At 61.1% G+C, this 26,544-nt stretch carries 8 protein-coding genes; 7 read left to right on the top strand and 1 reads right to left on the bottom strand.

The features are described from left to right. Nucleotides 1-37: 37 nt before the first annotated feature. From J2I48_RS10680 to J2I48_RS10705, 6 genes are all read left to right on the top strand, one after another. The gene (locus J2I48_RS10680) at nt 38-16,162 is read left to right on the top strand and encodes a non-ribosomal peptide synthetase (protein ID WP_207335434.1); all 16,125 of its coding nucleotides are present in this window, start codon (nt 38-40) and stop codon (nt 16,160-16,162) included. Nucleotides 16,163-16,289: 127 nt separating this feature from the next. After that, nucleotides 16,290-19,682, top strand: coding sequence for a non-ribosomal peptide synthetase (locus tag J2I48_RS10685; protein WP_207335435.1), 3,393 nt, complete (start codon nt 16,290-16,292; stop codon nt 19,680-19,682). A 20-nt stretch (nt 19,683-19,702) separates the two neighbouring features. Then, nucleotides 19,703-21,424, top strand: a complete 1,722-nt coding sequence (locus J2I48_RS10690; protein WP_207335436.1) for a dienelactone hydrolase family protein — start codon at nt 19,703-19,705, stop codon at nt 21,422-21,424. 12 nt (nt 21,425-21,436) lie between these two features. Next, nucleotides 21,437-22,852, top strand: a complete 1,416-nt coding sequence (locus tag J2I48_RS10695) for a nucleotide disphospho-sugar-binding domain-containing protein (protein WP_207335437.1) — start codon at nt 21,437-21,439, stop codon at nt 22,850-22,852. 32 nt (nt 22,853-22,884) lie between these two features. Beyond that, nucleotides 22,885-23,847, top strand: a complete 963-nt coding sequence (locus tag J2I48_RS10700; RefSeq protein ID WP_207335438.1) for a cytochrome-c peroxidase — start codon at nt 22,885-22,887, stop codon at nt 23,845-23,847. A 5-nt stretch (nt 23,848-23,852) separates the two neighbouring features. Continuing rightward, a complete protein-coding gene (locus tag J2I48_RS10705; protein WP_207335439.1) occupies nt 23,853-24,731 on the top strand; it encodes a glycosyltransferase family protein in 879 nt (292 codons plus the stop codon). Here the strand turns inward: J2I48_RS10705 and J2I48_RS10710 are convergent. Then, nucleotides 24,709-25,407 carry a thioesterase II family protein gene (locus tag J2I48_RS10710; protein WP_207335440.1) on the bottom strand — a complete coding sequence of 233 codons (699 nt, stop codon included), beginning with the start codon at nt 25,405-25,407 and terminating at the stop codon, nt 24,709-24,711. The genes J2I48_RS10705 and J2I48_RS10710 overlap by 23 nt on opposite strands. A gap of 54 nt (nt 25,408-25,461) precedes the next feature. On the opposite strand from J2I48_RS10710, the gene J2I48_RS10715 reads away from it, so the two are divergent. Further along, nucleotides 25,462-26,346: a DUF6734 family protein gene (locus J2I48_RS10715; RefSeq protein WP_207335441.1), complete on the top strand. Its 885-nt coding sequence runs from the start codon at nt 25,462-25,464 to the stop codon at nt 26,344-26,346. Nucleotides 26,347-26,544: the final 198 nt, after the last annotated feature.

The following is a 26,544-nucleotide window of genomic DNA, read 5'->3' on the forward strand; positions in this document are numbered from 1 at the left end:
CCCCGCCTGCCCTTACCTTCTCACGTACCAAACGCGTATGGAAACTAGTCTACCACCAAGTGACTCGCTCGTGTCTACCCCCGACAGCCAGGTTGGCCATACGCCCAGGGCCATCCCGTCGATGCAGGAAAAAGTGAACCTGGCCCGGGCGTTGCTGATTGAGAAGGCCAACAAACACACCACCGTTCACCCGCTGTCATATAACCAGCAGGCACTGTGGTTTTTGTACTACACTACTCCTGACAGCGTGGCGTATAATGAGGGCATTGCCGTGCGGATACCACAGGCTATCCGGCCCGATGCCCTGCAACGGGCGGCGCAGAAACTGGTGAACCGTCACCCGGCGCTCCGCACCACCTACCAGGCGCAGGACGGGGTGCCCATGCAGCAAATCCACGGCTATCAGGCCGCCAACGTTACGGTGCGGGATGCCCATACCGACACCGAAACGGACCTGGTGGCGCAGGTGAAGCAGGATCACTACATGCCATTTAACCTGACCACCGGGCCGGTATGCCGGGTGTTTTTGTATCAGGCAGGCCCTGCCGACCAGGTGCTGTTGCTGTCGGTGCATCACATTGCCTGCGATGGGTCGTCGATGACGATTTTACTGAGTGAACTGCTGCTGTTTTATCAGGAAGAAGCCACTGGCCAGAAAGCCGACCTGCCCACGCTCACGAGCCGGTATGTCGATTTTGTGGATGCCCAGCATAACCAACTGGCGGACGAGGCAGGGGAGGCGCTGCGGCAGTATTGGCTCACCCAACTCGCCGACAACCTGCCCCTGCTGGATCTCCCCCTCGACAAGCCCCGCCCCCGCATCCACTCAGACCGGGGCGGCACCCATACCCTGCACCTCGACGCGGCCCTCACGCGGTCGCTGAAGGCGTTGTCGAAAACGGAGGGTAACACCCTGTTCGTCACCCTGCTGTCGGCGTTTCAGTTGCTGTTGCACCGGCACACGGGCCAGGACGACCTGGTGGTGGGTACCCCCACCATGACCCGGAGCCACGCGGATTTCGAGCAGGTGGTAGGCTACTTTGTGAACCCGGTGGCCATTCGCAGCAGCACCCGCGACACCACCAGCGGGGCGGCGTTTCTGGCCCGGACCAAGCAGACCGTGCTGGGGGCCATCGAGCACCAGGACTACCCCTTTCCGCTGCTGGTAGACCAGCTGGGCCTGTCGGGTGATCTGAGTCAAACGCCTGTGTTTCAGGCTTTTTTCTACCTGCAGACCGCCGGGCAGTACGCCGACTATACCGATCTGCTGGTGGGTACTGCTGGGTCCGTGCTGGACATGCACGGTATTCCGCTGGCTTATTTTCCCTTCGAGAGCAAAGAAGGCCGGTTTGATATCAGCCTGGAGGTGGTGGAACACGCCGACACGCTCACGGGCATTTTTCGGTACAACGCCGACATTTTTCACGATGATACCATCGGTAGGCTGGCCGGGCAGTACCAAACGCTGCTCCAGAGCCTGGTGGCCAACCCCCGCCTGCCCGTGGCGCAGCTGGACCTGCTCACCCGCCACGAGCAGGCGCAACTGCTGGCGCTGGGCCGAGGACCCGTGGTGTCCCCCCCGCCTCACGAGACCTTCGCGCTGCTTTTTGAAGCCCAGGTGCGGCGGTCACCACAGGCCACGGCCCTGGAGCACGAAGGGGTCCGGTTTACCTACGAGCAGCTCAACGCCCAGGCCAATCAGCTGGCTCACTACCTCCGCGACCACCACGCCCTGCAACCCAACGACCTGGTAGGCCTGCACACCGACCGGTCGCCCTGGATGGTGATCGGGATGCTGTCGGTGTTTAAGGCGGGTGGTGCTTTTTTCCCCATTCACCCCGACCTGCCCCCGCCCCGCATCGACAACCTACTGACCCAAACCCGCGCCCGGCTGGTGCTCACCGACCGCGCACCGGTGGGCGAATCGGCCGCGCACTGGCTCGGATTGGCGACAGATTGGGCTACCATTGCCCAAGGCCCCACGCATAACCCCATGCCGGTCAACACCCCCGCCGACCTGGCCTACGTGATCTTCACCTCCGGCTCGACGGGGCAGCCCAAGGGGGCCATGATCGAACACCAGGGCATGATCAACCACCTCCACGCCAAAATCAACGACCTGGGGTTGCACCCGGGTAGTGTGGTGGCGCAGAATGCCTCCCAGAGCTTCGATATTTCGGTCTGGCAAACGCTGGTGTCGCTGGTTTGTGGTGGCAAAACGATCATCTACGGGCAGGACGTGGTGCTGGACATGGACGCGTTTCTGCACCGCACCAGCCACGACGGCGTAACGGTGCTGGAAGTGGTGCCGTCATACCTGGCCACGCTGCTGGATAAACTCGCCGACCACCACAATCCCGCCCAATATGCCCAGCTAGAACACCTGCTGGTAACGGGTGAAACGCTGCCGAAGCATCTGATAGCCAGGTGGTTCGCGCAGTTTCCGGGGATTCCGATGGTCAATGCCTATGGCCCGACAGAGGCCTCGGACGACATTACGCACCACCGCCTGGACCACGCCCCGGATGGCGACGACGTGCCCATTGGGCGGACCATCCAGAACCTGTCGATCTACATTCTCGACGGGCAGCAGCGCCTATGTCCCCTGGGCGTGAAGGGCGAACTGTGCGTGGCGGGCGTGGGTGTGGGGCAGGGCTACCTGGGCGACCAAGCCAAAACCGACGCCGTGTTTGGGCCGGACCCGTTTGTTCCTGGTCAGCGCCTCTACCACACCGGCGACGTGGCCCGGATGCTGCCCGATGGCACGCTGCTGTTCTACGGTCGGCGCGATTTTCAGGTAAAAGTGCGCGGGCATCGTATTGAGCTGGGCGAGATCGAGCAGACGCTGGCGCGCATTCCCGGCATCCGAAACGCCGTGGTGATCTGCCAGCCTGGCCCCGACGGCGACGGTCACCTGACCGGCTGGGTGGTGACTGAACCCCGCTCTGGGCTGACCGCCGCCACCATCCGCGACATGGCCCAGGGGCAGTTGCCCGGCTACATGGTGCCCGCCGAACTGTACATACGGTCCAGCCTGCCCCTGACACCCAACGGCAAGCTGGACCGCAACGCCCTGGCCCGGCTGAGCACGCCCGATGCCCCCACGGCGGGCTACGTGCCGCCCGGTAACCACACCCAGCTGCAACTAGTGAGCATTTGGCAGAACCTGCTCAATCGCCCCAAAATCGGCATTACTGACCGATTCTTCGAGGTAGGCGGTAACTCACTGAAAGCCATACGCTTACAGGCCAGTATTCAGAAGCAGCTGCACGTGTCACTGTCGCTGAAAGACCTGTTTGTCAACACCACCATCAACACCCTGGCACCCCTGATTCAGGCGGCTGCCGGGGAGACTGTCGGCCGAATTGAGCCGGTGGCCGAGGCCGACGTGTACCCGGTATCGTCGGCGCAGCGGCGGCTCTGGATTCTGGACCAACTGGCCGGGGTTGGGGCTACCTACAACATGCCCGGGGCGTTCTGGCTCACCGGACCTCTGAACCGGGAAGCGTTTGGGCGGGCGTTCCGGGCTATCATGGACCGCCATGAAAGCCTGCGGACGGTCTTTTCCGTAGACAATGGGGAGCCAGTGCAGCGCGTTTTGCCCGCCGATGCGTCTCCGTTCGAGCTAACCTATGGGCGGCATGACGGCACCGATGCCCAGCTGACCCACCAGATCATCGACGAGGCGCAGCGGTGCTTTTCGCTCGAAAAAGGCCCCCTGCTGCGGGCAAGCCTGACCGAAACCAGTGCCGACCGATACCTGTTCCTGGTCACGATTCACCACATCAGCTGCGACGGCTGGTCGCTGGAGGTGCTGGTGCGGGAACTGATGCTGCACTACCATGCCTATGCCCGGGGCGAATCACCCCTGCTGGCACCGTTACGCATTCAGCAAAAAGACTACGCGGCCTGGCAACACGGGCAACTCAGCCCCGACAACGCCGCTTGCCAACAAGGGCGAGCGTACTGGCTGGGTCAGTTTGCCGACGATGTACCAAGTCTGCATCTGCCCACCGACTTTCCGCGTCCGGCGGTGAAAACCTACCGGGGCAGTTCGGTGGTGCGCGCACTGGATGCTGCCACCCTCGAAACGTTGCGGGGCATGGCCAGCCGCCACGGTACCAGCCTGTTTACCACCCTGCTGACGTCAGTACTGGTGCTGCTGAACCGCTACACCGGCCAAACTGACCTGGTGGTGGGCACCACCGTGGCCGGCCGCGACCACCCCGACCTGGAAGACCAGATTGGCTTGTTTGTGAACACCCTGGCCCTGCGCGTCCCCCTGCTGGAAACCAATAGCTTCGCCCAGTGCACCGAGGCCGTGAAACGCGTGTGGCTGGGGGCCATCGAACACCAGCACTACCCCTTCGACCAGCTGATTCAGGCGCTGCCCCTGACCCGCGACCCCAGCCGGTCGCCCCTGTTCGATGTGCTCGTGGAGCTGATTAGTGCCGATATCAACGCCGAGAGCGCCCTATTCCTGGAAGGCGTGACCATTGAACGGTGCGCCCCTCAGTATACCACCGCCAAGTATGACCTGTCGTTCCGGTTTCTGGAAGAAGGCACGTCCATAACGCTTCAGCTCGAATACAACCAGGACCTGTATGCCCCCTGGCGGATGAAGGCCATGCTGGCACACTACGGCACCCTGTTGGCAGCGATAGCCGCCGACGAGAACCGGCCCGTGGCTAACCTGAGTCTGCTGCCCGCCACTGAGCAGCATACGCTGTTGCAGGTGTTTAACCCACCGGTAGTGCCTGGCCCGCCGCCCACCCTATTCCTGACCCGCTTCCGGGAGCAGGTGGCAAAAAATCCCAACGCGGTGGCGCTTGAGATAGAGGATAAATCGCTGACCTATAACGCGTTAGATGACTTATCGGACCGACTGGCCTATCACCTGCGGGAGGCGTATGGCGTGCTGCCGGGGCAACGGGTGGCCCTGATGCTGGAGCGCTCCGAGCGCACGGTGATTGGGCTGCTGGGGATCATGAAGGCCGGTGGCGCATTTCTGCCCATCGACGTGGCCTACCCCAGAGACCGCATTGCCTACCTGCTGGCCGATGCCGATAGTCAGTTACTCCTGACCGACTCGCACCACCTGTTCGACCTGCCGGAAGCGTATGAACAGGCCGTCTTTGCCCTCGATATTCAGCTGGCGCAACTGGCGGCCGTGCCTCAGCCGCTGGTGCTGGCAAACGACCCCGGCGCGCTGGCCTACGTCATCTACACGTCGGGGTCTACGGGGCAGCCCAAGGGCGTGATGATCGAACAGGGCAACCTGGCCAACTACCTGAACTGGGCCAACGCCTATTATTTTGGTGGCGACTCGGGATACCACACGGCCCTGTTTTCGTCGCTCTCGTTCGACTTTACCCTCACCAGTATCCTGACCACCCTGTTGCGCGGCGATACGCTATATATCTGCCCCAATCAGGAAATCGACGGGCTGCTTGGCGATCTGCTTCGTCATCCCCGCATCAACTGGCTGAAACTAACCCCGGCTCACATTAACGCGCTGGCGTTCCTGGCAGTGCCCAACGAGCGGCTGGCCCTGGTGATTGTGGGCGGCGAGGAACTGACCGGCAAACAGGTAGGTGTGCTGCGAAGTATTAATTCTAACCTGCTGATTTACAACGAATACGGGCCAACCGAAACCACCGTGGGCTGCACCGTCAAGTGCATCGCCCCGGCTGATGATCCCGCGCCGATTACCATTGGCAGGCCCATTGCCAACACCCATATCCATATCGTAGATCGCCACCTGAACCTGCTGCCTGTGGGGGTGCCCGGCGAAATTGCCATTGCGGGTGCCAGCGTGGGCCGGGGCTACCTCAACGCTCCTGACCTGAGCGCCACCCGGTTCATCAGTAGCTGGCCACAGGAAACCTTCGGCGGCCGCCTCTACCGCTCGGGCGACGTGGGCTGCTGGTTGCCGAACGGCGAGATCATGTACCTGGGTCGGAAAGATAATCAGGTAAAAATCAGGGGCTATCGCGTGGAAACGGGCGAAATTGAGCAGGTCCTGCTAACTTATCCGGCTGTGCGTCAGGTGGTGGTGAAGGTCTGGCAACCGGCCGGGCAATCGCCTGTTTTGGTGGCCTACGTGGGCAGTGCCGATGGGGTGCCGGACGCGGACCTGCGCGCGTTTCTGGCCACGCGGCTACCGGCCTACATGATTCCAACGTACGTGGTGCAACTGGACATGTTTCCGCTGACGGGCAACGGCAAGGTAGACCGCAGCGCCCTGCCCCCGCCCGATGCCCAGGCCCTGAGCCAGACGGCCAGCTACGTGCCCCCCCGCCATGCCGTAGATGAGGCCCTGATCACCATCTGGGAACGGGTGCTGGGGCGTAGTCCCATTGGCATCGGCGACAACTTTTTTGCCATCGGGGGGCATTCGCTCCGGGCCATTCAGCTGGTGGCAAGCGTGGCTAATGAGCTGAACGTCAGGGTAGAACTGCGCGATATTTTTGCCCAGCCTACCATCGAAGCCATGGGCGATCTGGTCCGGGCGGCTAAAGTTTTGCCCGTAATGGGCATCAGCCCCGCCCCGGTGCAGGCCGACTACCCGGTGTCGTTTGCCCAGCGGCGTTTATGGATCAATCAGCAGTTGGACAGTGGTCTGACGGCCTTCAACATCAGCAAGGCGTATGTGGTGACCGGCGCGCTCGATCCCGCGGCGTTCGTAGCGGCCCTCACCGACCTGATGCAGCAGCACGAAAGCCTGCGTACCACCTTCAGCACGGTAGCGGGCGAACCCCGGCAGGTGATTCACCCGTTCGATGCCCAGGCATTGCCGCTGACCCAACTGACCCTGTCCCATGCCGAAGATGCCTGGGCCGAGGCTATGACCCTTTGCCAGGCGCAGGCGGGTGCCGTTTTTGACCTGGCCTCCGGGCCACTGTGGCGGGTATACCTCCTGCGCCTGCCCACCGATCAGTGGGTGGTTCAGTTCTGTATCCACCACATTATCTGCGACGACTGGTCGGCCGAGCGGTTTCTGGCGCAGTTTTCGGAGCGTTACCGGCACCACCGCCTGGGTACCGGCGTGGCCCAGTTGCCCCCCGCCATTCAGTATAAAGACTACGCCGTCTGGCAACGCCAGGAGCAGTTGGAACACCGGTTCGATGCCCACCGGGTCTACTGGACGGAGGTGCTGGCGGGCGTGTTGCCGGTGCTGGACCTGCCCACCGACTGGCCACGTCCGGCCCGCAAAACCTACCAGGGCAGCACCCGGCGCTTGGTGCTGGATGCTGCCCTGTGCCAGGGCCTGGACAGGCTGGGCGCGCAGGCCGGGGCCAGTACATTCATGACGTTTCTGGCCACGGTAAAAGCTCTGCTGTACCGTTACACCGGCCAGGCCGACCTGGTGGTGGGCACCCCCGTGGCCGACCGCGAACAGGCCGACCTGGCCGACCAGATTGGGTTTTACACCAACACCATTGCCCTGCGGACTCAGGTGCAGCCCGGCGAACGGTTTGGCACGTTGCTGGAACAGGTGAAAAGTTGTACCATCGACGCCTACGCCCACCAGTCGTATCCCCTCGACCAGCTGGTGGATGACCTCGACCTTCAGCATGACCCCAGCCGCTCGCCCCTGTTCGACGTGGTGGTGCTGTTGCAATACCAGAACGCCGAGCCGTTGTGGAGCCACCCCACCGACGGGGTGCACGCCACCGATTTACCCGTGGAGCAGACCACCAGCCTGGTAGACCTGCGCTTTATTTTCAACCAGACGGACCACGGCTGGGACCTGGAGCTTGACTACGACACCAGCCTGTTTTCGGCCCCGCGCATCGACCGGCTACTGGGTCACTACCAGCATCTGGTGGCAAACCTCCTGCACCAACCCGATGCTCCGCTCGACCGCCTGAATGTCCTACCCGACGAGGAGCGCGACTGGCTCATGGGCCTCAACCCCGCCCACACGCCCCTGCCCGACGGCCTCACCATGACCCGCCTGCTGGCCACCCAGGTCGAAAAAACGCCGTACCACCCGGCCCTGGAATGCAACGGTCGGGTGGTGAGCTACCAGCAACTGGCCGACCAATCGGACCGGCTGGCGGAGCACCTGCGCCACGAAATGGGCCTGGCCGTGGGTCAGTGCGTCGCCCTGATGGCCGAAAAAAGCGAACGAATGGTGATCGCCTTCTGGGCGATTCTGAAGGCCGGCGGCGTGTACCTACCCATTGACCCCGCCTTGCCCGCCGCCCGAAAGCAGTATATGCTCACCGATGCCGCCGTGGGCGTATTGCTCACCGACTCGGACCACCTGTTCGATCTGGACGGGTATGAGGGCGGCATTTTTGCCCTCGACGTGCAACTGGATGGCCTGCCCGAATCGACCCGCCCCGCCTACACCTGCCAACCCACCGATGCCGCCTATCTGATCTACACCTCCGGCTCGACAGGTCAGCCCAAAGGGGTGCTGGTGGAACATGGCAGCAACGTGAACATGGCCCTCTCGCAGATCGACAGCTTTGGCGTGGAAGCGGGTGACCGGGTGTGGCTGTTTGCCCCCCTGAGCTTCGACGCGTCGATCTCCGAAATCTGCATGGCACTCTACTGCGGTGCCACCCTGGTGCTGCCTGCAGGGCGAAACGAACTAGACACGCTAACCGATACCCTGCGGGCCGCCCGCATCACCGTGGTTACCCTGCCGCCCGCCCTTTTGCAGGTGATGGACGTAGATCAGCTGGGTTTCCTGCATGTACTGATATCGGCTGGTGAAGCTGCGCCGGGAACCCTGGCGCGGGCCAGTAGGGTGGTAGCCCGGTGTTTCAATGCCTATGGCCCTACCGAATATGGGGTCTGCGCCAGCATCTATCGGGTTGCGCCCACCGACGAAGCCATTAGCAACATTCCCATTGGTCGGGCCATTGCCAACACCCAGCTGCTGGTGCTCGACGCCCACCACCAACTCCTGCCCCCCGGCCTGCCCGGCGAACTCTACCTGGCCGGCGTGGGCCTGGCCCGGGGCTACTGGCAGCGCCCCGACCTGACCGCCGACCGCTTTGTGGCCCACCCCTTCGCCCCCGGCCAGCGCCTCTACCGCACCGGCGACCTGGCCCGCTGGCGTGCCGATGGGCAGCTGGAGTACCTGGGTCGGCTCGATGGGCAGGTCAAGATCCGGGGCATGCGCACCGAACTGGGGGAGATCGAACACGCTCTGCGCCAGCACCCGGCCGTTGAGCAGGCCGTGGTGCTGCTCCACGGCCAAGAGTTGCGGGCCTACCTGGTGGCTGAGGAAAGTCTGTCGCTGGCTGCTTTGCGCCAAGAGCTGGCGGCGAGTTTGCCCGCTTACATGGTGCCCACCCGCTATGAGCGGCTGGCCCAGCTGCCCCTGACCTCCAGCGGCAAGGTAGACCGGGCGGCCCTGCTGGCCCTGGAGGGTGGGGCCTTTTCGGAGGCTGCCGACGTCCGCTACGAGGCCCCGGCCACCGAGCTGGAAGCCCAGCTGGTGGCCATCTGGCAGGGGGTGCTGGGCCGGGAGCGGGTGGGGGTGTCGGATAACTTTTTCGAGTTGGGGGGGCATTCGCTGAAGGCCATCCAGGTCATTGCCCGGCTCTACCAGCAGGCGGGCATCAGCCTGGAGCTGCGGGCGGTCTTTGCCCACCCCACCATCCGGTCGTTGGCGGCGGTACTGGCAACAACGGGGGCTGATTCGGTTAGTGAGGCTGCTGGTTATCAGGCTATTGCACGGCAGCCGGTGTCGGGTCACTATCCGCTTTCTCACGCCCAGCAGCGGCTGTGGATTCTGGACCAATTGCACGCCGATGATGCGATGGCGCGGGCGGCCTACAACGTGCCCAGTGCTTTGTGGCTGGGTGGGGTGCTCAATGTGGCGGCCCTGGAGGTGGCGCTGCTGGGACTGCTGGCCCGCCACGATAGCCTGCGAACGGTGTTTGATTTGCAGGAGGGTGAGGCCCGGCAACGGGTAGTGGACCTAGCCAGCCTGGATCTTGCGCTGGCCTGTCAGGACCTGCGTCAGGAGGCCGACCCACTGGCGCAGGCTCAGGCATTGGCGCAGGTGCAGGCGGGCGTACCCTTCCAGTTGGGGGTGGCTCCGCTGCTGCGGGCGGGCGTGTGGCAGGTGGCCGACGAGCAATACCTGTTCCTGATCACGATTCACCACATCATCTGCGACGGCTGGTCGATGGAGGTGCTGGTGGGGGAACTGGCCCAGTTCTACAATGCGGCCCTGCGGGGTCAGGCTAGCCCGCTGCCGCCACTGCCCATTCAGTACGGCGACTATGCCCTCTGGCAACAGGCGGGGGGGGCGGCGGTGCTGGCTGGTCACGGCTCCTACTGGCGGGAGCAACTGGGGGGTAGCTTGCCGGTGCTGGAACTGCCCACCGACTTTCCCCGACCCGCTATTAAAACGTACCGCGCCGACCGGGTGGTCATCTTTCTGGAAAGCGACCTGCGCGATGGCCTGTCGATGCTGGCCAATGATCACGGCAGCAGCCTGTTTACCGTGCTACTGGCCGCCGTGCAAACTTTGCTCTACCGCTACACCGGCCAAACCGACCTGATCGTGGGCATCCCCGTGGCGGGTCGTGGTAACCTGGGGCTGGACGAGCAGGTTGGTTTCTTCGTCAACATGCTGCCCATCCGCACCCGCCTGGAGGGTCATGACGGGTTTTCGGCCCTGCTTACCCATGTTACCCGCACCGTACTAGATGCCTACGCCCACGAACTGTACCCCTTCGACCGGATGGTGGACGAACTGGACCCCCGGAGGGAGGCGGGCCGGTCGCCGATTTTTGATGTGTCGGTAGAGTTTGTGATGCCCGACCAGGAACTGACGAAATCTATTGAACTCGACCACCTGCGGGTGCGCCCGTATGAGGTGGCGTTTGTGCAGAGTAAATACGATATCACGTTTACATTCATGCCGACCGACGGGGGTATTTCGCTGGAACTGGCCTACGCCGCCGATCTGTTTACCGCCGACCGCATGACGCAGTTGGCCGGGCTTTTTGCCACCCTCGTCCGGTCGGTGGTGGCCCAGCCGACGGCACCTATTTCGCGCCTTGACTGGCTGACTGTCAATGACATACATTTTCTGGCTGAGGCGGTTAGCGATGCGGCTACCGCCTACGAAGCCGACGCCACCATTCACGGATTGTTTGAACGGCAGGCGACCCAAACCCCCGCCGCCGTGGCGGTTCAGTATGGCCATCGGCAACTGACCTACGCCCAACTCAACGCCCAGGCCAACCAACTGGCCTATCATCTGCGCACCACCTACCAGATTCAGCCCGACGACTTGATTGGGGTACTGATGGAGCCATCGGAAAGACGAGTTGTTGCCCTGCTGGCTATTCTGAAGGCCGGTGCCGCCTACGTGCCCATCGACCCCAATTACCCCGCCGACCGTATCCGCTATACCCTGGCCGATGCTACTGCGAAGGTGCTGCTGACCGATACCGGCGACCCTCTGGTAACGAGTGAACTTACTGGCGTTGAGCAGCTTGCTTTGGCCAACTGGGATAGCCTGGAAGCTAATCCGACAGATAACCTGCCGCCGCTGAGCGGTCCCCATAACCTGGTCTACGTCATCTACACGTCGGGGTCTACGGGTCGGCCCAAGGGCGTGATGCTGGAACACACCAGCGTGGTGAACCGGATTGAATGGATGTGGAAACAGTACGGTTTTGGGCCGGACGATGTCATTTTGCAAAAAACGTCCTACGGTTTTGATGTATCGGTATGGGAATTTTTTATGCCGCTTTGCTACGGGGCCAGGCTGGTGGTGTGCGATACGGCGGTGGCCCATACGCCAGCCCTGCTACTAGACTGCATCGCAGAGTATGGGGTCAGCACGATTCACTTCGTACCCACCATGTTCGCCCAGTTCCTGGACGGCATACGCGACGAAGACCGTGCCAAACTGGCCTCCCTGCATCGCGTGTTTGCCAGTGGCGAAGCACTCCTGCCCGACATGGTACGGCTGAACGCCCAGCGCACGGGCGTACCGCTGTACAACCTCTATGGACCCACCGAAGCAGCCGTAGACGTGACTCATTACACCACGCAACTTGCTGATAGTGAGTGTCGTAATATTCCCATTGGTCGGGCCATTGCCAACACCCAGCTGCTGGTGCTCGACGCCCACCACCAACTCCTGCCCCCCGGCCTGCCCGGCGAACTCTACCTGGCCGGCGTGGGCCTGGCCCGGGGCTACTGGCAGCGCCCCGACCTGACCGCCGACCGCTTTGTGGCCCACCCCTTCGCCCCCGGCCAGCGCCTCTACCGCACCGGCGACCTGGCCCGCTGGCGTGCCGATGGGCAGCTGGAGTACCTGGGTCGGCTCGATGGGCAGGTCAAGATCCGGGGCATGCGCACCGAACTGGGGGAGATCGAACACGCTCTGCGCCAGCACCCGGCCGTTGAGCAGGCCGTGGTGCTGCTCCACGGCCAAGAGTTGCGGGCCTACCTGGTGGCTGAGGAAAGTCTGTCGCTGGCTGCTTTGCGCCAAGAGCTGGCGGCGAGTTTGCCCGCTTACATGGTGCCCACCCGCTATGAGCGGCTGGCCCAGCTGCCCCTGACCTCCAGCGGCAAGGTAGACCGGGCGGCCCTGCTGGCCCTGGGGGGTGGGGCCTTTTCGGAGGCTGCCGACCTCCGCTATGAGGCCCCGGCCACCGAGCTGGAAGCCCAGTTGGTGGCCATCTGGCAGGGGGTGCTGGGCCGGGAGCGGGTGGGGGTGTCGGATAACTTTTTCGAGTTGGGGGGGCATTCGCTGAAGGCCATCCAGGTCATTGCCCGGCTCTACCAGCAGGCGGGCATCAGCCTGGAGCTGCGGGCGGTCTTTGCCCACCCCACCATTCGGTCGCTGGCGGCGGTACTGGCAACAACGGTAGGCAAGGCAACTGATTATCAGGCTATTGCACGGCAGTCGGTGCCGACTCACTATCCGCTTTCTCACGCCCAGCAGCGGCTGTGGATTCTGGACCAACTGCACGCCGATGATGCGGCGGCGCGAGCGGCCTACAACGTACCCAGCGCCCTGTTGGTGCAGGGGCCACTCAACGTGCCTGCCCTGGCGGAAGCGCTGCAAGGCTTGCTGAATCGGCATGAGAGTTTGCGGACAGTGTTTGAGCTGCATCAGGGGCAGGCCCGCCAGCGGGTGTTGCCGGTGGAGGATTTGACCAGGCCCCTGCACTACGAAGACCTGCGCGAAATGGCCCAGCCACTGGCAGAAGCCCAGGCGCGCGGGCAGCGGCAGGCGAGCGAGCCATTTGATCTGGGCGAAGGTCCGCTGTTGCGGGCCGCTGTCTGGCAGGTGGGTGAGGCGGCGCATATGGTGGGGCTGACGCTGCACCACATCATCTGCGACGGCTGGTCGCTGGAGGTGCTGGTGGGGGAACTGGCTCAGTTCTACAATGCGGCCCTGCGGGGTCAGGCTAGTCCGCTGCCGCCACTGCCCATTCAGTACGGCGACTATGCCCTCTGGCAACAGGCGGGGGGGGCGGCGGTGCTGGCTGGTCACGGCTCCTACTGGCGAGAGCAACTGGGGGGCACCTTGCCGGTGCTGGAACTGCCCACCGACTTTCCCCGGCCCGCCATTAAAACCTACGCCAGCCATGCCCTCGACTTTACGCTGGACGAGTCACTGACCCAGGCATTCCGGCAGGTGAGCACTACCGCTAACACCAGCCTGTTTGCCACGCTGTTTACGGCCGTGGCGGCACTGCTAAACCGCTATTCGGGCCAGGACGACATCATTATCGGTACCGCCGTGGCTGGTCGGGATCACCACGACCTGCACAGCCAGATTGGCTTTTACCTCAACACGCTGGCCCTACGCCTTTCGTTTGGCGGCCCCGACGACTTTGTCCACCTCGCGCAGCAAACGCAGCAAACCATGCTCTCGGCGTTTGAACACCAGGCTTATCCCTTCGAACAACTGGTCGACGACCTGCACCTGACCCGCGACACGAGCCGCTCACCCCTGTTCGACGTGCTGGTGGTGTCGCAGGATTTTGGGCTGGCGCACGAGGCACTACCCGGCCCGGCTACGTTCGACGGTCTGACGACGCAGGAGTTTGGCACCGATTTTTCGGCCAATAAATACGACCTGACGTTTTACCTGGGCGAAGTGGCGGGTCGGATCACCGTCAGGATTGCCTACAACACCGACCTGTTCCGGCCCGAGCGGATTCAGCGGATGTTTGCGCACTTCGTCACACTCTCGCAACAGGCGCTGGCACGGCCCAAGGCGTCTATCTATGCGCATAACTACCTGTCGGACAGGGAGTACCAGGATCTGGTGGTGCAGTTCAACGACACCCAAACGCCTTACGCCGCCCACCAGACACTGCATGGGCTGTTTGAACGGCAGGTGGTCCAAACCCCGCTGGCTACCGCCCTGCAACACAGCGACCGCAGGCTGACCTACGCCCAACTCAACGCCCGGGCCAACCAGCTGGCTCGCTACCTGGTGGCGTCGGGCGTGGCACCGGGCAACAGCGTGGGCCTGCTTACCGACCGTAGTTTCGACATGGTGATCGGGATGCTGGCCATTCTGAAAGCCGGTGCCGCCTACGTCCCTATCGACCCCGACTACCCCATTTCGCGGCAGGAATACATTCTCGGTAACGCCAGTATTCGGTGTGCGATTACTAACAGCCAGCCCTTGCAGGCCGCTCTGATGGCTGGCTACGGGGCCTATAAAGACAATCACTGCCTTCTGTTTGGTGGGGACGCCCAGGTGGTTGACCACTATGCCGACACCAACCCCGGCATCGAAACGTCGAGCCGTAACCTGGCCTACATCATCTATACATCGGGGTCGACGGGCCAACCCAAGGGCGTAATGATCGAGCATCATTCGGCGGTGAACCTGATAGAGTGGGTCAACACGACCTACGCCGTGGGAGTGGGTGACCGGTTGCTGTTTGTGACGTCCATGTGTTTCGATTTGTCGGTCTACGATCTGTTTGGAATGCTGGCCTGTGGCGGCTGCGTGGTGATGGCCGGGTCGGCGCAGGTGCAGCACCCGGACGTGCTGGCGCGGCTGCTTCACGACGAGGCCATCACGTTCTGGGATTCGGTGCCCAGCACCATGGACCACCTCATTACGGCTCTGGAGCAGGCCAATGGTACCTACGTGCAAACGACCCTGCGGCTGGTGTTCATGAGCGGCGACTGGATTCCCGTGTCCTTGCCCGACCGGCTGAAAATCTGCTTCCCCAACGCCCGCGTCGTCAGCCTGGGTGGGGCTACGGAAGGTACGGTATGGTCGAATTATTACCCCGTAGACGCCGTGGCCCCCCACTGGCGGAGTATTCCGTATGGCAAACCCATTGCCAACAACACGTTCTACATCCTCGACAAAGGCCTTCACCCGGTGCCGCAGGGCGTAATCGGCGAACTGTACATTGGCGGCGTGGGCGTGGCGCGGGGCTATCAGCAGGAAGAAGAAAAAACGCGCTACGCCTTCGTAGCAGATCCGTTTGCCACCACACCCGGCCAGACTATGTACCGCACCGGCGACCTCGGCCGGATGATGCCCGACGGCAACATGGAATTTCTGGGTCGGAAAGATAACCAGGTGAAAGTGAGGGGTTACCGCGTTGAGCTGGGCGAGATTGAGAAGGTGCTGCTAACACTGCCAGGAGTGCAGCAAGCCGCCGTGACCGCCTTCCGCGACGCCGCCAACACCAACAGCCTGGCGGCCTATGTCGTGGCCGACCGGGTGCTGTCAGGAACCGAACTGACGGCCTGGCTGAAGCAGTGGCTACCTGCTTACATGCTGCCCGCCAGCTATATGCAGCTGGACGCGTTTCCGCTCAACGCCAATGGCAAGGTGGACCGGGCGGCTTTCCCGCCCCCGCAGCAGGCCCCGCCCGAACAGGCCTGCCTGGCCCCCCGCAACGAGCTGGAAGGGGTAGTGCTCACCATCTGGCAGCAGGTGCTCCTGAAAGAGGCTATCGGTATCGACGATAATTTCTTCCAGATCGGCGGGCACTCGCTGCTGGCCACCCGGATTGTAGCGCACATCTACGATCAGCTGGGCGTACGAATCGGGCTGACCAGCCTGTTCACCAACCCAACCATTGAAGGCCTCGCCCTTGAAATCGACGCCGCACAATGGGCAGCAGTCGCCAGTCAGAACGAGTCTATTTCATTGGAAGACAACGAGTTACTGATCTGATAATTAGTCATTGGTCATTCGCTACGCTGCCATTCAGTTGTCATTCGATAGTCATTGGTTGTAAAGGCAATGAATAACAATTGAATGGCTACTGAATGACAGCGCAGCGTAACGACCACCCCCCCCCATGACCATTCCTGAACTGATTCATGCGCTTCGTGCCGCCCAGATACAGGTGCGGGTGGTCAACGACCGGCTGGCCCTGCAACCGGCCACCGGCATTCCGCCTGCGCTGCTGGATGCCGTGCGGACGCATAAAACGGCCCTCATCGACTTCCTGCGGGCGGCACAGACTGGCGGAACACCAACCATTGTGCCGGTGGCACGGCAGGCTCACTACCCCCTGTCGAGTGCCCAGCGGCGGATGTGGATTCTGGACCAGTACCCCGGTGCCCGGCAGGCCTACAACATCATTGGGGCCTACCAGCTCAGCGGTCGGCTGCACGTGGCGGCACTGGCAGCGGCGTTGACGGGGGTAGTGGCCCGCCACGAGAGCCTGCGAACCACATTTTTGGTCGTTGATGGTGAGCCCCGGCAGCAGGTAGCCGATCACGGCATTGCCGCGCTGGAACAGGTTGACCTGCCCAACCCTAATGCTCTGCCCGACTGGCTACAGACGGAAGCACAGAGGGCATTTGACCTGGAAAAAGGGCCGTTGCTGCGGGTAACGCTGCTTCGGCAACAACTCAACGAACACCTGCTGGTGTTAACCCTGCACCATATCATCGCCGATGGTACGTCGGTGGAGGTGCTGATGCGGGAACTGAGTGCCCTGTATAACACCCAAATTGGCGCCGCTGCCCAGCCGCTGCCTCCGCTGCCCATCCACTACAAAGACTACGCCCACTGGCAACTGGGCGGCTTGACGTCGCCCGGTCAGGCGCAGCATAAGCAATACTGGCAACAGACCTTCGCCGATGGCACTCCGGTGCTGGAACTGCCCACTGATTTTCCAAAAGCCAGGGGACGGACCTTTCGGGGGGCAAGTCTGAAAATGCCGGTAGACGCGGGTATCGTCAGTAATTTTAATGCGCTGTGTATCAGCCACGAAGCCAGCTTTTTCATGGGCCTGCTGGCTACGCTCAACGTGCTGCTCTACCGCTATACCGGCCAAACCGACCTGGTGGTGGGCACGCCGGTGGCTGGCCGCGAACAGACTGAGCTTCAGAACCAGATTGGGTTCTACATCAACACGCTGGCTCTGCGTACCCAGCTGGACGGGGCCGAAGACTTTGCCACCATCCTGCACCGGGTGCGAACCAACACCCTCGCCGCCTTCGCCCACCAAAACTACCCCTTCGACGTGCTGCTGGACGACCTGACGGCCACCGCCACCGGCCCGCTGCCCGCCCTGTTCGATGTGATGCTCATGTACCAGCGCTTCACCGAACCTACCGCCGAAACCGCACTTTCCGGGCTGGTGGTGACCGATTACTTTCTGGACAACCAGACCAGCAAATTCGACCTGACAATCAGTGTGTTCGAGTCGGTGGCAGGGGTGGAACTGCTGGTCAATTACAACACTGATCGCTTCAGCGAACCGCGTATCCGCCGCCTGATGGACCACTTCCAGGGCCTGATGCAACAGGTAGTCTGCCACCCCCGACGGCCCGTGTGCGAACTGGATTACCTCACCGACCACGAACGCCATCATCTGCTGGTTGCCGTCAACCAAACCGATGCCAACTACCCGCACCACCAGACGGTCGGGGCGTTGTTTGACGCCCAGGTGCTGGCCACGCCCAACCACACAGCGCTTGTTTTTGAGCATAACCGGCTTACTTACAAAGAGTTAAACGAGCGGGCCAACCAGCTGGCGCATTACCTCCGCTCTGTACATGGCGTTGGCCCGGAAGACCACGTGGCCATGCTCATGGATCGCTCCGAATACCTGGTGGTGGCCTTGTTGGGGGTATTGAAAGCTGGTGCCGCCTACGTCCCCATTGACCCTGACTACCCCACGGAACGCATTGGCTTTACCCTGCACGACGCGGCGGCGGTTGCGGTGATCACCAATGGTAGCCTGCCCCCCGCCACCGCTGCCTGTGTGCCCGACGGCTGCGCCGTGGTGGACCTTCAGCCGTGGGCACAGACCCTTGCCGGGCAGCCCACGCACAACCCCGTTGCGGTGAATCAGCCCGCTGACCTGGCCTACATCATCTACACGTCGGGGTCGACGGGCCAGCCCAAGGGGGTGCTGGTGGAACACCGTAACGTGGTGCGCCTGTTCGTCAACGACCGCCCCCTGTTCGATTTCAACGCCAACGACGTGTGGGTGCTGTTTCACTCCGTCTGCTTCGACTTTTCGGTCTGGGAAATCTTTGGTGCCCTGCTGTTTGGCGGTAAGCTGGTGGTGGCTCCCCGGCACACGGTGCAGGACCCCGCCCGGCTGGTGGATCTGCTGGTGGCCGAGGGTGTTACGGTGCTGAACCAGGTGCCCACCCTGTTTGGCTTGGTAGCGCAGGAAGTGCTGGGCCGGGCCGAGCTACCCCCGCTGTTGCTGCGGTACGTGATCTTCGGCGGCGAGGCCCTGACACCCGCCACCCTGGTGGGCTGGCACGAACAGTACCCGCAGGTGGCGTTGGTGAACATGTACGGCATCACCGAAACCACCGTGCACGTGACCTACAAACGCATTGGCCCGGCCGACATGGCGGCGGGTATCAGCAACATCGGCACGCCCATACCCACGCTGAAAGTCTACCTCATGGACGCCCAAAGGCAGCTGGTGCCGGTGGGGGTGGTGGGCGAGCTGATGGTAGGGGGCGCGGGCGTAAGCCGGGGCTACCTGAACCGCCCCGCCCTCACCGCCGAACGCTTCATCGAGAATCCCTACGTGTCCGGAGAGCGCCTCTACGCGTCGGGTGATTTGGGTAAGTGGCAGGACGATGGCAGCCTGGTCTACATGTCGCGCCGTGATAACCAGGTGAAAATCAGAGGGTACCGCATTGAGTTAAGTGAGATTGATCACGCTTGTCTCGCCTTTGCGGACCTGAGCGATGTCCGTACGCTGCTCCACACCGAGCCGTCGGGCCAGAAGTTGCTGGTGGCCTACGTAGTACCCCGCCCCGATTTCCTGCCCACCAATCTGAAGACTTTTCTGCACAAAAAACTGCCCGACCACATGCAGCCCGACCGGATCATCTGCCTGGAACGGTTTCCCGTTACGGTCAATGGTAAAATCGATACGAAGTCGTTTCCCCCACCTGTCACCCAGCCCGTGGCGTTCCTCCCGACGCAGCACCTGTTCAGAAACGACGAAGAGCGGGTAGTGATGCAGCTTTTCCAGGAAGTCATCCCCGGCCAGTTGTTTGGCCTGGGCGATAACCTGTTCGACGCCGGATTCAACTCGCTCAGCGTTATCGAATCGGTCAGGCTCCTGCACCGAGCTTTTCCCGCCGTGGTGCAGATTCAGGACGTTTTCAGCTACCCCAGTGTCCGGCAGCTTGCCGACCTCATCCGGCAACGCACTACGCCTGCCAAGGCGCCATCAGAAGCCATCACGGTGTATGATTTATGAATAACAGCCAACGTCTCCCTATGACTACCCTGAAAAACCTGAGCCTGATACTGGCTACGTGGCTGGTCACCACCGTTGCTTTTTCGCAGGTGCCCACCGACAATCCGTACCAGACTCGCTATGCTGCCGTCCATCACTGGACGGGTGCTATTCGCTGGAGCCAGGTGGTCAATGCCCGCGACGTAGACAGCCTGCTGGGGCCGCGCAACCTGGTCGATTCGGCACGGCTGCAGCAAGCCATGCTGGGGCTGGCGGCACGGGGTGGCGGCGTATTGTATTTCCCGGCCGGAACCTACACCCTGGGCTACGACCTGCGGCTACCGGGCGGGGTGGTGTTGCGGGGAGCCACCCCCCGGAGCGAATCCAGTGCGCTGTCAGACCAGTTTAGTCCTCCCACCAAATTTGAGTTTCCGGCCTATACGCCCAGAAAAGAGGGTAAAATGGGTGCGCCCGGCGCCACGGGGTTCAAAGGGATCTATGCCACGGTGGCACAGCAGGAGCGGAGTGGGCTGGTGAACCTGGACATTAACCGGGCAGTGATTGACTGCGCTGCCAGCCCGACTCGTGGCGCTACTAAAGCAGACAGTCAGGCCAGTATGCTCCTGCTGGGTATCCGGCAAAACAACGCCGCCCTGCCCGACCCGCTCATTCCGACCCCCACGCAGCGCAGCCGGGGCCGCGACTGGCAACGCTGGCCGCTGAAAACTGGCGCCAACATGACCATCGGTGCGGGGTGCCGCTGCGTGGTGGCCAACTGCCGCCTCAACGATGCCACCACCGACAATTTTCGGCAGCATGGCTACCTCCTCGACGACGGCATGATCCTGGACGGCAGCCAGGCCCAGTTCATCTTCACCGACCATACCGGCATTGCCGTGCAGAGCAACAACGTAGCCATTACCGATACCTACGTGCAGGTGTCCACTGGTAATCAGGCTATTGCAGACCCGGCTCAGAAAGTCGTGCTCACCAACAACCGCCTGGAGGTAACCCAACATGTTGGCTGGGTCAGCGGCGGCAACAAAGCTGTCAGTAACGACTATGACCTGCTTTATGAGGCCGATTCGCTGCATGAGTTTCATACCTACCGGCTTCGGAATGACTCGCTGACCTACTGCCTCATCAAACCCCGGCAGTTCGACCCTGCCAAAAAGTACCCGCTCATCCTGTTGTTCCATCCCACCCTGGAGCCGGGCAGCAGTCCCAAGCAGGCCATGCGCGACATGGCCTGGTATATGGCTACCGAGGCGTTTCGTAGTCAGTTTCCGGCCGTGCTGCTCATGCCATTGTTGCCCCCTGGGGTGTCGTGGGTGCCGCAAAGCCGTATTCGGAGTATATCCTGGCCCATTCACCTGTCTATGAACATCGTAGAGCAGCTGGAAATCAGCGGTATGGTAGACACCAGCCGGATCTACGTCATTGGCCTCGACTGGGGTGCTGCCGCTGCCTGGGACGTGGTAACGCGTTATCCGGAAAAAGTGGCTGCCGCCGTGCCCGTATCAGCTTTCTACGAAATTACCCCCGATCGCGCCGAAACCATCCGGCATATTCCCCTCTGGGTAGTCAGCGGCGACAGCGACGAGCAGATTTCGCCCACGCTGGCGCAGGTCATGCTCGCCAATCTCCAGAAGGGCAACCTGAACATGAAATACAGCCGAATCGATAATGCCGGTCACCGCTGCTGGTACCGCCTCACCGAAACCCCCGCTCTCTTCACCTGGCTCTTCAACCAGCATAAATGAGTTGTCTATCCCATGACCATTCTATTCGCCGTTTGCCACGCGCTCAGCCACCACAACGCTACCTATAAGCTGGCCCGGACCCTGCAAGCCAGGGGGCACCGGGTGCTGTATGTGGAAACGCTGCCGTTTATAAAAGCCAGTATTCTGGCGCAGGGGTTCGAGGTGGTGCGGGTAGCCATGGATCGGTTTCCGGCACCAGAGCCACCTCCCAAGCCGGGCACCAGCCTATGGCAGCGCGGCAAGGCCCTCTTCCGGCAACTGGGCTACATCCGGCGCGTGAACGAGTTTATCCTCGATGGCACGCTCTATGACGACCTGGTGGCTCAACTCCGCCCCGACCTGGTCATGCTCGATACTGACTTTGTCTGCAACAGCGTGCTGCTCTACAAGTACCGCATTCCGCTGGCCATCATCCAGACCTGTGTGTCGCTCGACAAAGACCCCTACGTGCCGGTGTTTACCACGGCGCTGCCCTTTGGAAAAACGCCGGGACATTACCTCCTGGCCGAGGCATCGTGGCTGGCTTATTTTGCCAAAAACCTGGTTGACTACCTCCGCGATAAGGTCTGGTTTTCGGGCATCGACAAACGAATGCGCGACTACCCGTTGCTGAAAAAGATTGCCGCGCAGACCGGTTTTCCCCTCAACCAGAGCTATAACTCCAGCCGGGCGTTGCACGTGGGGTTCACTAACCTCCCCGAATTTATTACCTCGCCCCGCGAGTTTGACTTTCCCCGAACGCCGCGGCCTAACCAGCACTACGTCAGCCCCGCCGTAGACCTGCACCGGCGCGAATCATTCGTCGATCCGGCCTGGGCGGGTAAGCTGGCCACCCTACAACAGCAGCACGGGGCAGAGGCAAAGCCAGTGGTGTACTGCTCGCTGGGCACGCTGAGCCACTACCAGTACCGCCGTTGTGGCGATTTTTACCATAAAGTGATCGAGGTGTTCCGCGCCCGCCCCGACCTGACCCTGGTGCTGGTGGCGGGGCCGTTCGCCCCCACGTATGACCACGCGTCGTTGCCGGGCAACATTTATCTCCTGAAGGCCATCCCGCAGCTGGAGATCCTGCCCCTGGCCACTCTGATGATTACTCACGGGGGCATGAACTCCCTGACCGAATGCATCTATTTCGGGGTGCCGGTGGTGGTCTATCCGCTGAGTACCAACTTCGACCAGCCGGGCAACGCGGCCCGGGCCGTGTATCACGGGCTGGGGGTGCAGGGCAACATCCGCCGCGACAGCACCACGCAGCTTGCCAGCCACGTAGCCGAGGTCCTCACCAACCCCACCTACCGGCAGCGCATGGACACAATGCGGCAACGGGTAGTCAACAGTGATGATTTCGATAAAAGTGTTCAGCTTATTGAAGCGCTATGTAATCAGTCATTGGTCGTATCCAGCCGACCCGTCGGACCGCACGAATGACCAATGACCAACCACAGAAAAACCGCCAACGTATGCCATCTTCTTCGTTAACCTGTGTCGGCGTTGCCGCACTTGTGCTGGTGCTGACGGCCGCCAGAACATCGCTACCGGTGCCCACTTCTGAACCGCTGCCCACTACAGCTGTTGCACTGGGTAAGCTGCTTTTTTTCGACCCCATCCTGTCGGGCAATCAGCAGGTGAGTTGCGCATCCTGCCACAAACCTGAATTTGCTTTTGCCGATAATATGCCCCTGAGTGTGGGTATCAACGGCAACTTCACCAGCCGCAACACGCCCTCGGTGATGTATACCGGTAAGCAACTGCATTTTTTCTGGGACGGCCGGGTTGGCTCACTGGAAGAGCAGGCCATCAACCCCATTACCAACTCCCGGGAAATGAATCTGCCCCTGGATAAGATCGTGGGGCGGCTGAAAAAGAACCCGTTCTACCTAAAGGCGTTCGACGCGGTGTTTCAGGCCGACCCTGATATAAACAACCTCTCCACAGCCCTGGCCGACTTTCAGCGCTCGCTGAGTACCTACGACTCGGCCTATGACCGGTTCACACGCGGCGACATCGACGCCATGAGCGAGGCCGCCGTGCGGGGGCTAAACGCCTACCTGACCAGCAACTGCAAGGAGTGCCACGGCATAGAGGGCGATTTTGCCATGGACAAATTTGCCAACATTGGGCTATACAAACGCATGGGAAAAGACGACGTGGGGCGGTTTGCCATTTCACGCGACAGTGCCGACCTGGGTAAATTTAAGGTGCCTAACCTGCGTAATATTGCCCTCACGGCCCCCTACATGCACGACGGCTCGGTGAGCAGCCTCCGGGAGGTAATCGAGTTTTATAACGACTCGGTTCATTTCTCAAAAAGCATCAATGTCGACGAGGCTATGTACAAGCAGGAACGCCCCATGACGAAAGAAGAAATTGATGACCTGCTCGTGTTTCTCCAGGCCCTCACCGACAAGCGATTTCTTAATTGACTATTATGCAACAATGCTACGTGTCCGTGCTTTGCAACGACAACTTCCTGCCGGGGGTACTGGCGATGAACCAGTCGCTTAAAAACGTGGGCGCTACCCACAAGTATTTGGTGCTGCTCACGCCCGACGTAAGCGCCCACGTACGCCACTACCTTGAGGCGGGCGGCATCAGGACCAAACTGGTAGAATCCCTGGCGAACCCCTACGCCGGGCAGGTGAGCGCCGAGCTGGCCCGCACCTACACCAAACTCCAGGTTTTTGGCCTGACCGACTACCAGAAAGTGGTGAGCCTGGACCTCGACATGCTCGTGTGTGCCAACTTCGACGACGTGTTCAACAAGCCCGGCTGGTCGGCGGTCAACGCGGGTGGGATGCTACCCGAACACGCCGACTGGCTGGCGTTGAATTCGGGCTTCCTGGTGGTAGAACCCAATGCTGATCTCTTTGCCGATATGCTTCAGCAGAAGGATATACTCCCTTCCTACGACAAAGGTGACCAGGGTTTTCTGCACAGCTATTTTCCCGAATGGAGTACCCTGCCGCACCTGCACCTCGACCATGCGCACAACCTGTATGTGGGGCACCTGAACCGCTACCACCACCTGTTTGGCTACCACCTGCCTACGGCCAACACGCCTGCCAATGCCCGCACCATTCGGGTGTTGCATTTCTGGGGACCACATAAGCCCTGGGATTTTGGCCAGGTCGACCATGCCCCAAGCCTCTATAACGACGCCTTCCGACTGTGGTGGGAGAACTTCGAGCAGGCCCTGGCCAATTACCCTGCTGCGGGTCAAGACAACCCGGTGCATCAGTTGGTGCAGGGCGTGACCCGGTTCAGAAAACGCGTACTGGCCGATTTTATGAATAAGCAGGCTTCGTAGCGGCGATCAGGCGTAGGATGGTCTCGCAATGATCGAAGATAAAGAAGTGGCCTCCCGAAAAACGGGCGGTTTCAATAGGGGCAGTTGTTTCTGATTGCCAGGCGTTTAGCTCGTCGGGCGTGATTTTTTCTCTGTCGCCAGCCAGCACAAAAAAAGGAATAGACAAGGGTGGCTTTTCGCTGTACCTGTAATCCTCCAGTGCTTTAAGGTCGGCACGAATGATGGGAAAATAAAAGTCGAGAAAAACGGTGTCGCGAAGTAATTCGCTTGGGAAACCGCCCAGCTCCTCCAGCACCTCGATTAAGTCAGAATCGGGCAGGCTGGATAACGGGCGCTCAGGGGCGGCCCCCCGGCTACGCGGCGACTTACTGCCCGAAAGAATTAGGGCAACCGGCTCTGGAAGACCCAGTTGATTGATGCGGCGGGCCAGCAAGTAAGCCAGGATAGCCCCCATGCTATGCCCGTAAATAGCGTATGGTTGGTCCAGATTGTGTTTGACAGAGGCATACAAATCGTCGACCAGGTCATCGACGCAGCCCAATAACGGCTCGTTTAATCGGCTGGCCCGGCCCGGGAGGTCTAGACAACGTAGCTGGATGGCTTCGGGCTGGCATTCCAGAAATTTATAATACGAGTGTTTATTACCGCCTGCATAAGGAATACAGAAAACGTTCATCTTCTCCATTTAAGGTGCCGTAGTAGCTTGTAAAAACGATAGCTCCATTCAGCCATGAAAATAGTGCAGAGTTACTGGTCAAAACCAACCAAGAAGTACAGCGACGATGTTTTTTACAAGCACGCGAATGGGTGGCTGGCCAAAAAGTACAATTACATGGCCTGGGCGCTGAGCTGTTTCAACCTGCGCAAACACTACGACGTGGTAGAACTGGTAACGGATGCAGCCGGTAAAAAGCTGCTGATCGACCAGTTGGAACTGCCCTACACGACCGTGAATGTAGGCCTGGAATCGATGTCCCACTACCCCGACGACCTTTGGGCACTGGGGAAGCTGTATGCCTACAGTATCCAGGACGAGCCGTTTCTGCACGTCGATGCCGATGTGTTTATCTGGCAACCGTTCGACGAGGTCATCATGAACGCACCCCTTGCCGTGCAACAACTGGAAGTGGGGTATGCGCATTATGGCGAACTGATGGAGCAGATCAACGCCAGCTTTACTTATATCTCGCCGTGTTTTCACACTCAGGCCCAAGGTATGCTTACGGCGGTCAACGCGGGCATCATTGGCGGTACGGACATCGCTTTTTTCAACGATTACACGGCCGAAGCGTTTCGGTTTGTAGACCGAAACCTGTTGGCGCTGGAGCATATTTCCAGCCTTGACCTGTACAATACTATTTATGAGCAGCTGCTATTCTACACCCTGGCGCAGGCGCGGCAAGTTGACATAACCTGTTGCTTTGGTGGGCTGGGTAAACGCCTCGACTGGCTGTTTGCCTTTCCCGGCACGTTGCCCACCAGCCAGTACACCCATGCCGCCGGTGGTGGCAAGCGGGACAAAATCGTGTGCAGTCGCCTGGAGCATCGCCTCAGAAGTGATTACCCCGATTACTACTATTGGCTCATGCATAAGCTAAGAACGCTGGAATTGTGAGGGTTTTTGGGTTGGTGGTTGGCTGACGCAAGCATAATATTGCGTCAGCCAACCACCAACCCAAAAACCCAACTGCCCAACTTGTCCGAAATCGTACGGGTAGGCGCTGGTGAACCAGTGCATACAGCGCGCTAGGCCTGTTTTGCTACAATGGTATAATCTTTGGCGCTAGTGTACAAAAACAAACGTTAACCGACC

This window comes from Fibrella aquatilis (assembly GCF_017353255.1).
Taxonomy (GTDB): domain Bacteria; phylum Bacteroidota; class Bacteroidia; order Cytophagales; family Spirosomataceae; genus Fibrella; species Fibrella aquatilis.

Coding starts and splice junctions, on each gene's coding strand:
- J2I48_RS10680 (WP_207335434.1), top strand. CDS start 38: ATGGAAACTAGTCTACCACCAAGTGACTCGCTCGTGTCTACCCCCGAC.
- J2I48_RS10705 (WP_207335439.1), top strand. CDS start 23,853: ATGCAACAATGCTACGTGTCCGTGCTTTGCAACGACAACTTCCTGCCG.
- J2I48_RS10695 (WP_207335437.1), top strand. CDS start 21,437: ATGACCATTCTATTCGCCGTTTGCCACGCGCTCAGCCACCACAACGCT.
- J2I48_RS10690 (WP_207335436.1), top strand. CDS start 19,703: ATGACTACCCTGAAAAACCTGAGCCTGATACTGGCTACGTGGCTGGTC.
- J2I48_RS10710 (WP_207335440.1), bottom strand. CDS start 25,407: ATGAACGTTTTCTGTATTCCTTATGCAGGCGGTAATAAACACTCGTAT.
- J2I48_RS10715 (WP_207335441.1), top strand. CDS start 25,462: ATGAAAATAGTGCAGAGTTACTGGTCAAAACCAACCAAGAAGTACAGC.
- J2I48_RS10700 (WP_207335438.1), top strand. CDS start 22,885: ATGCCATCTTCTTCGTTAACCTGTGTCGGCGTTGCCGCACTTGTGCTG.
- J2I48_RS10685 (WP_207335435.1), top strand. CDS start 16,290: ATGACCATTCCTGAACTGATTCATGCGCTTCGTGCCGCCCAGATACAG.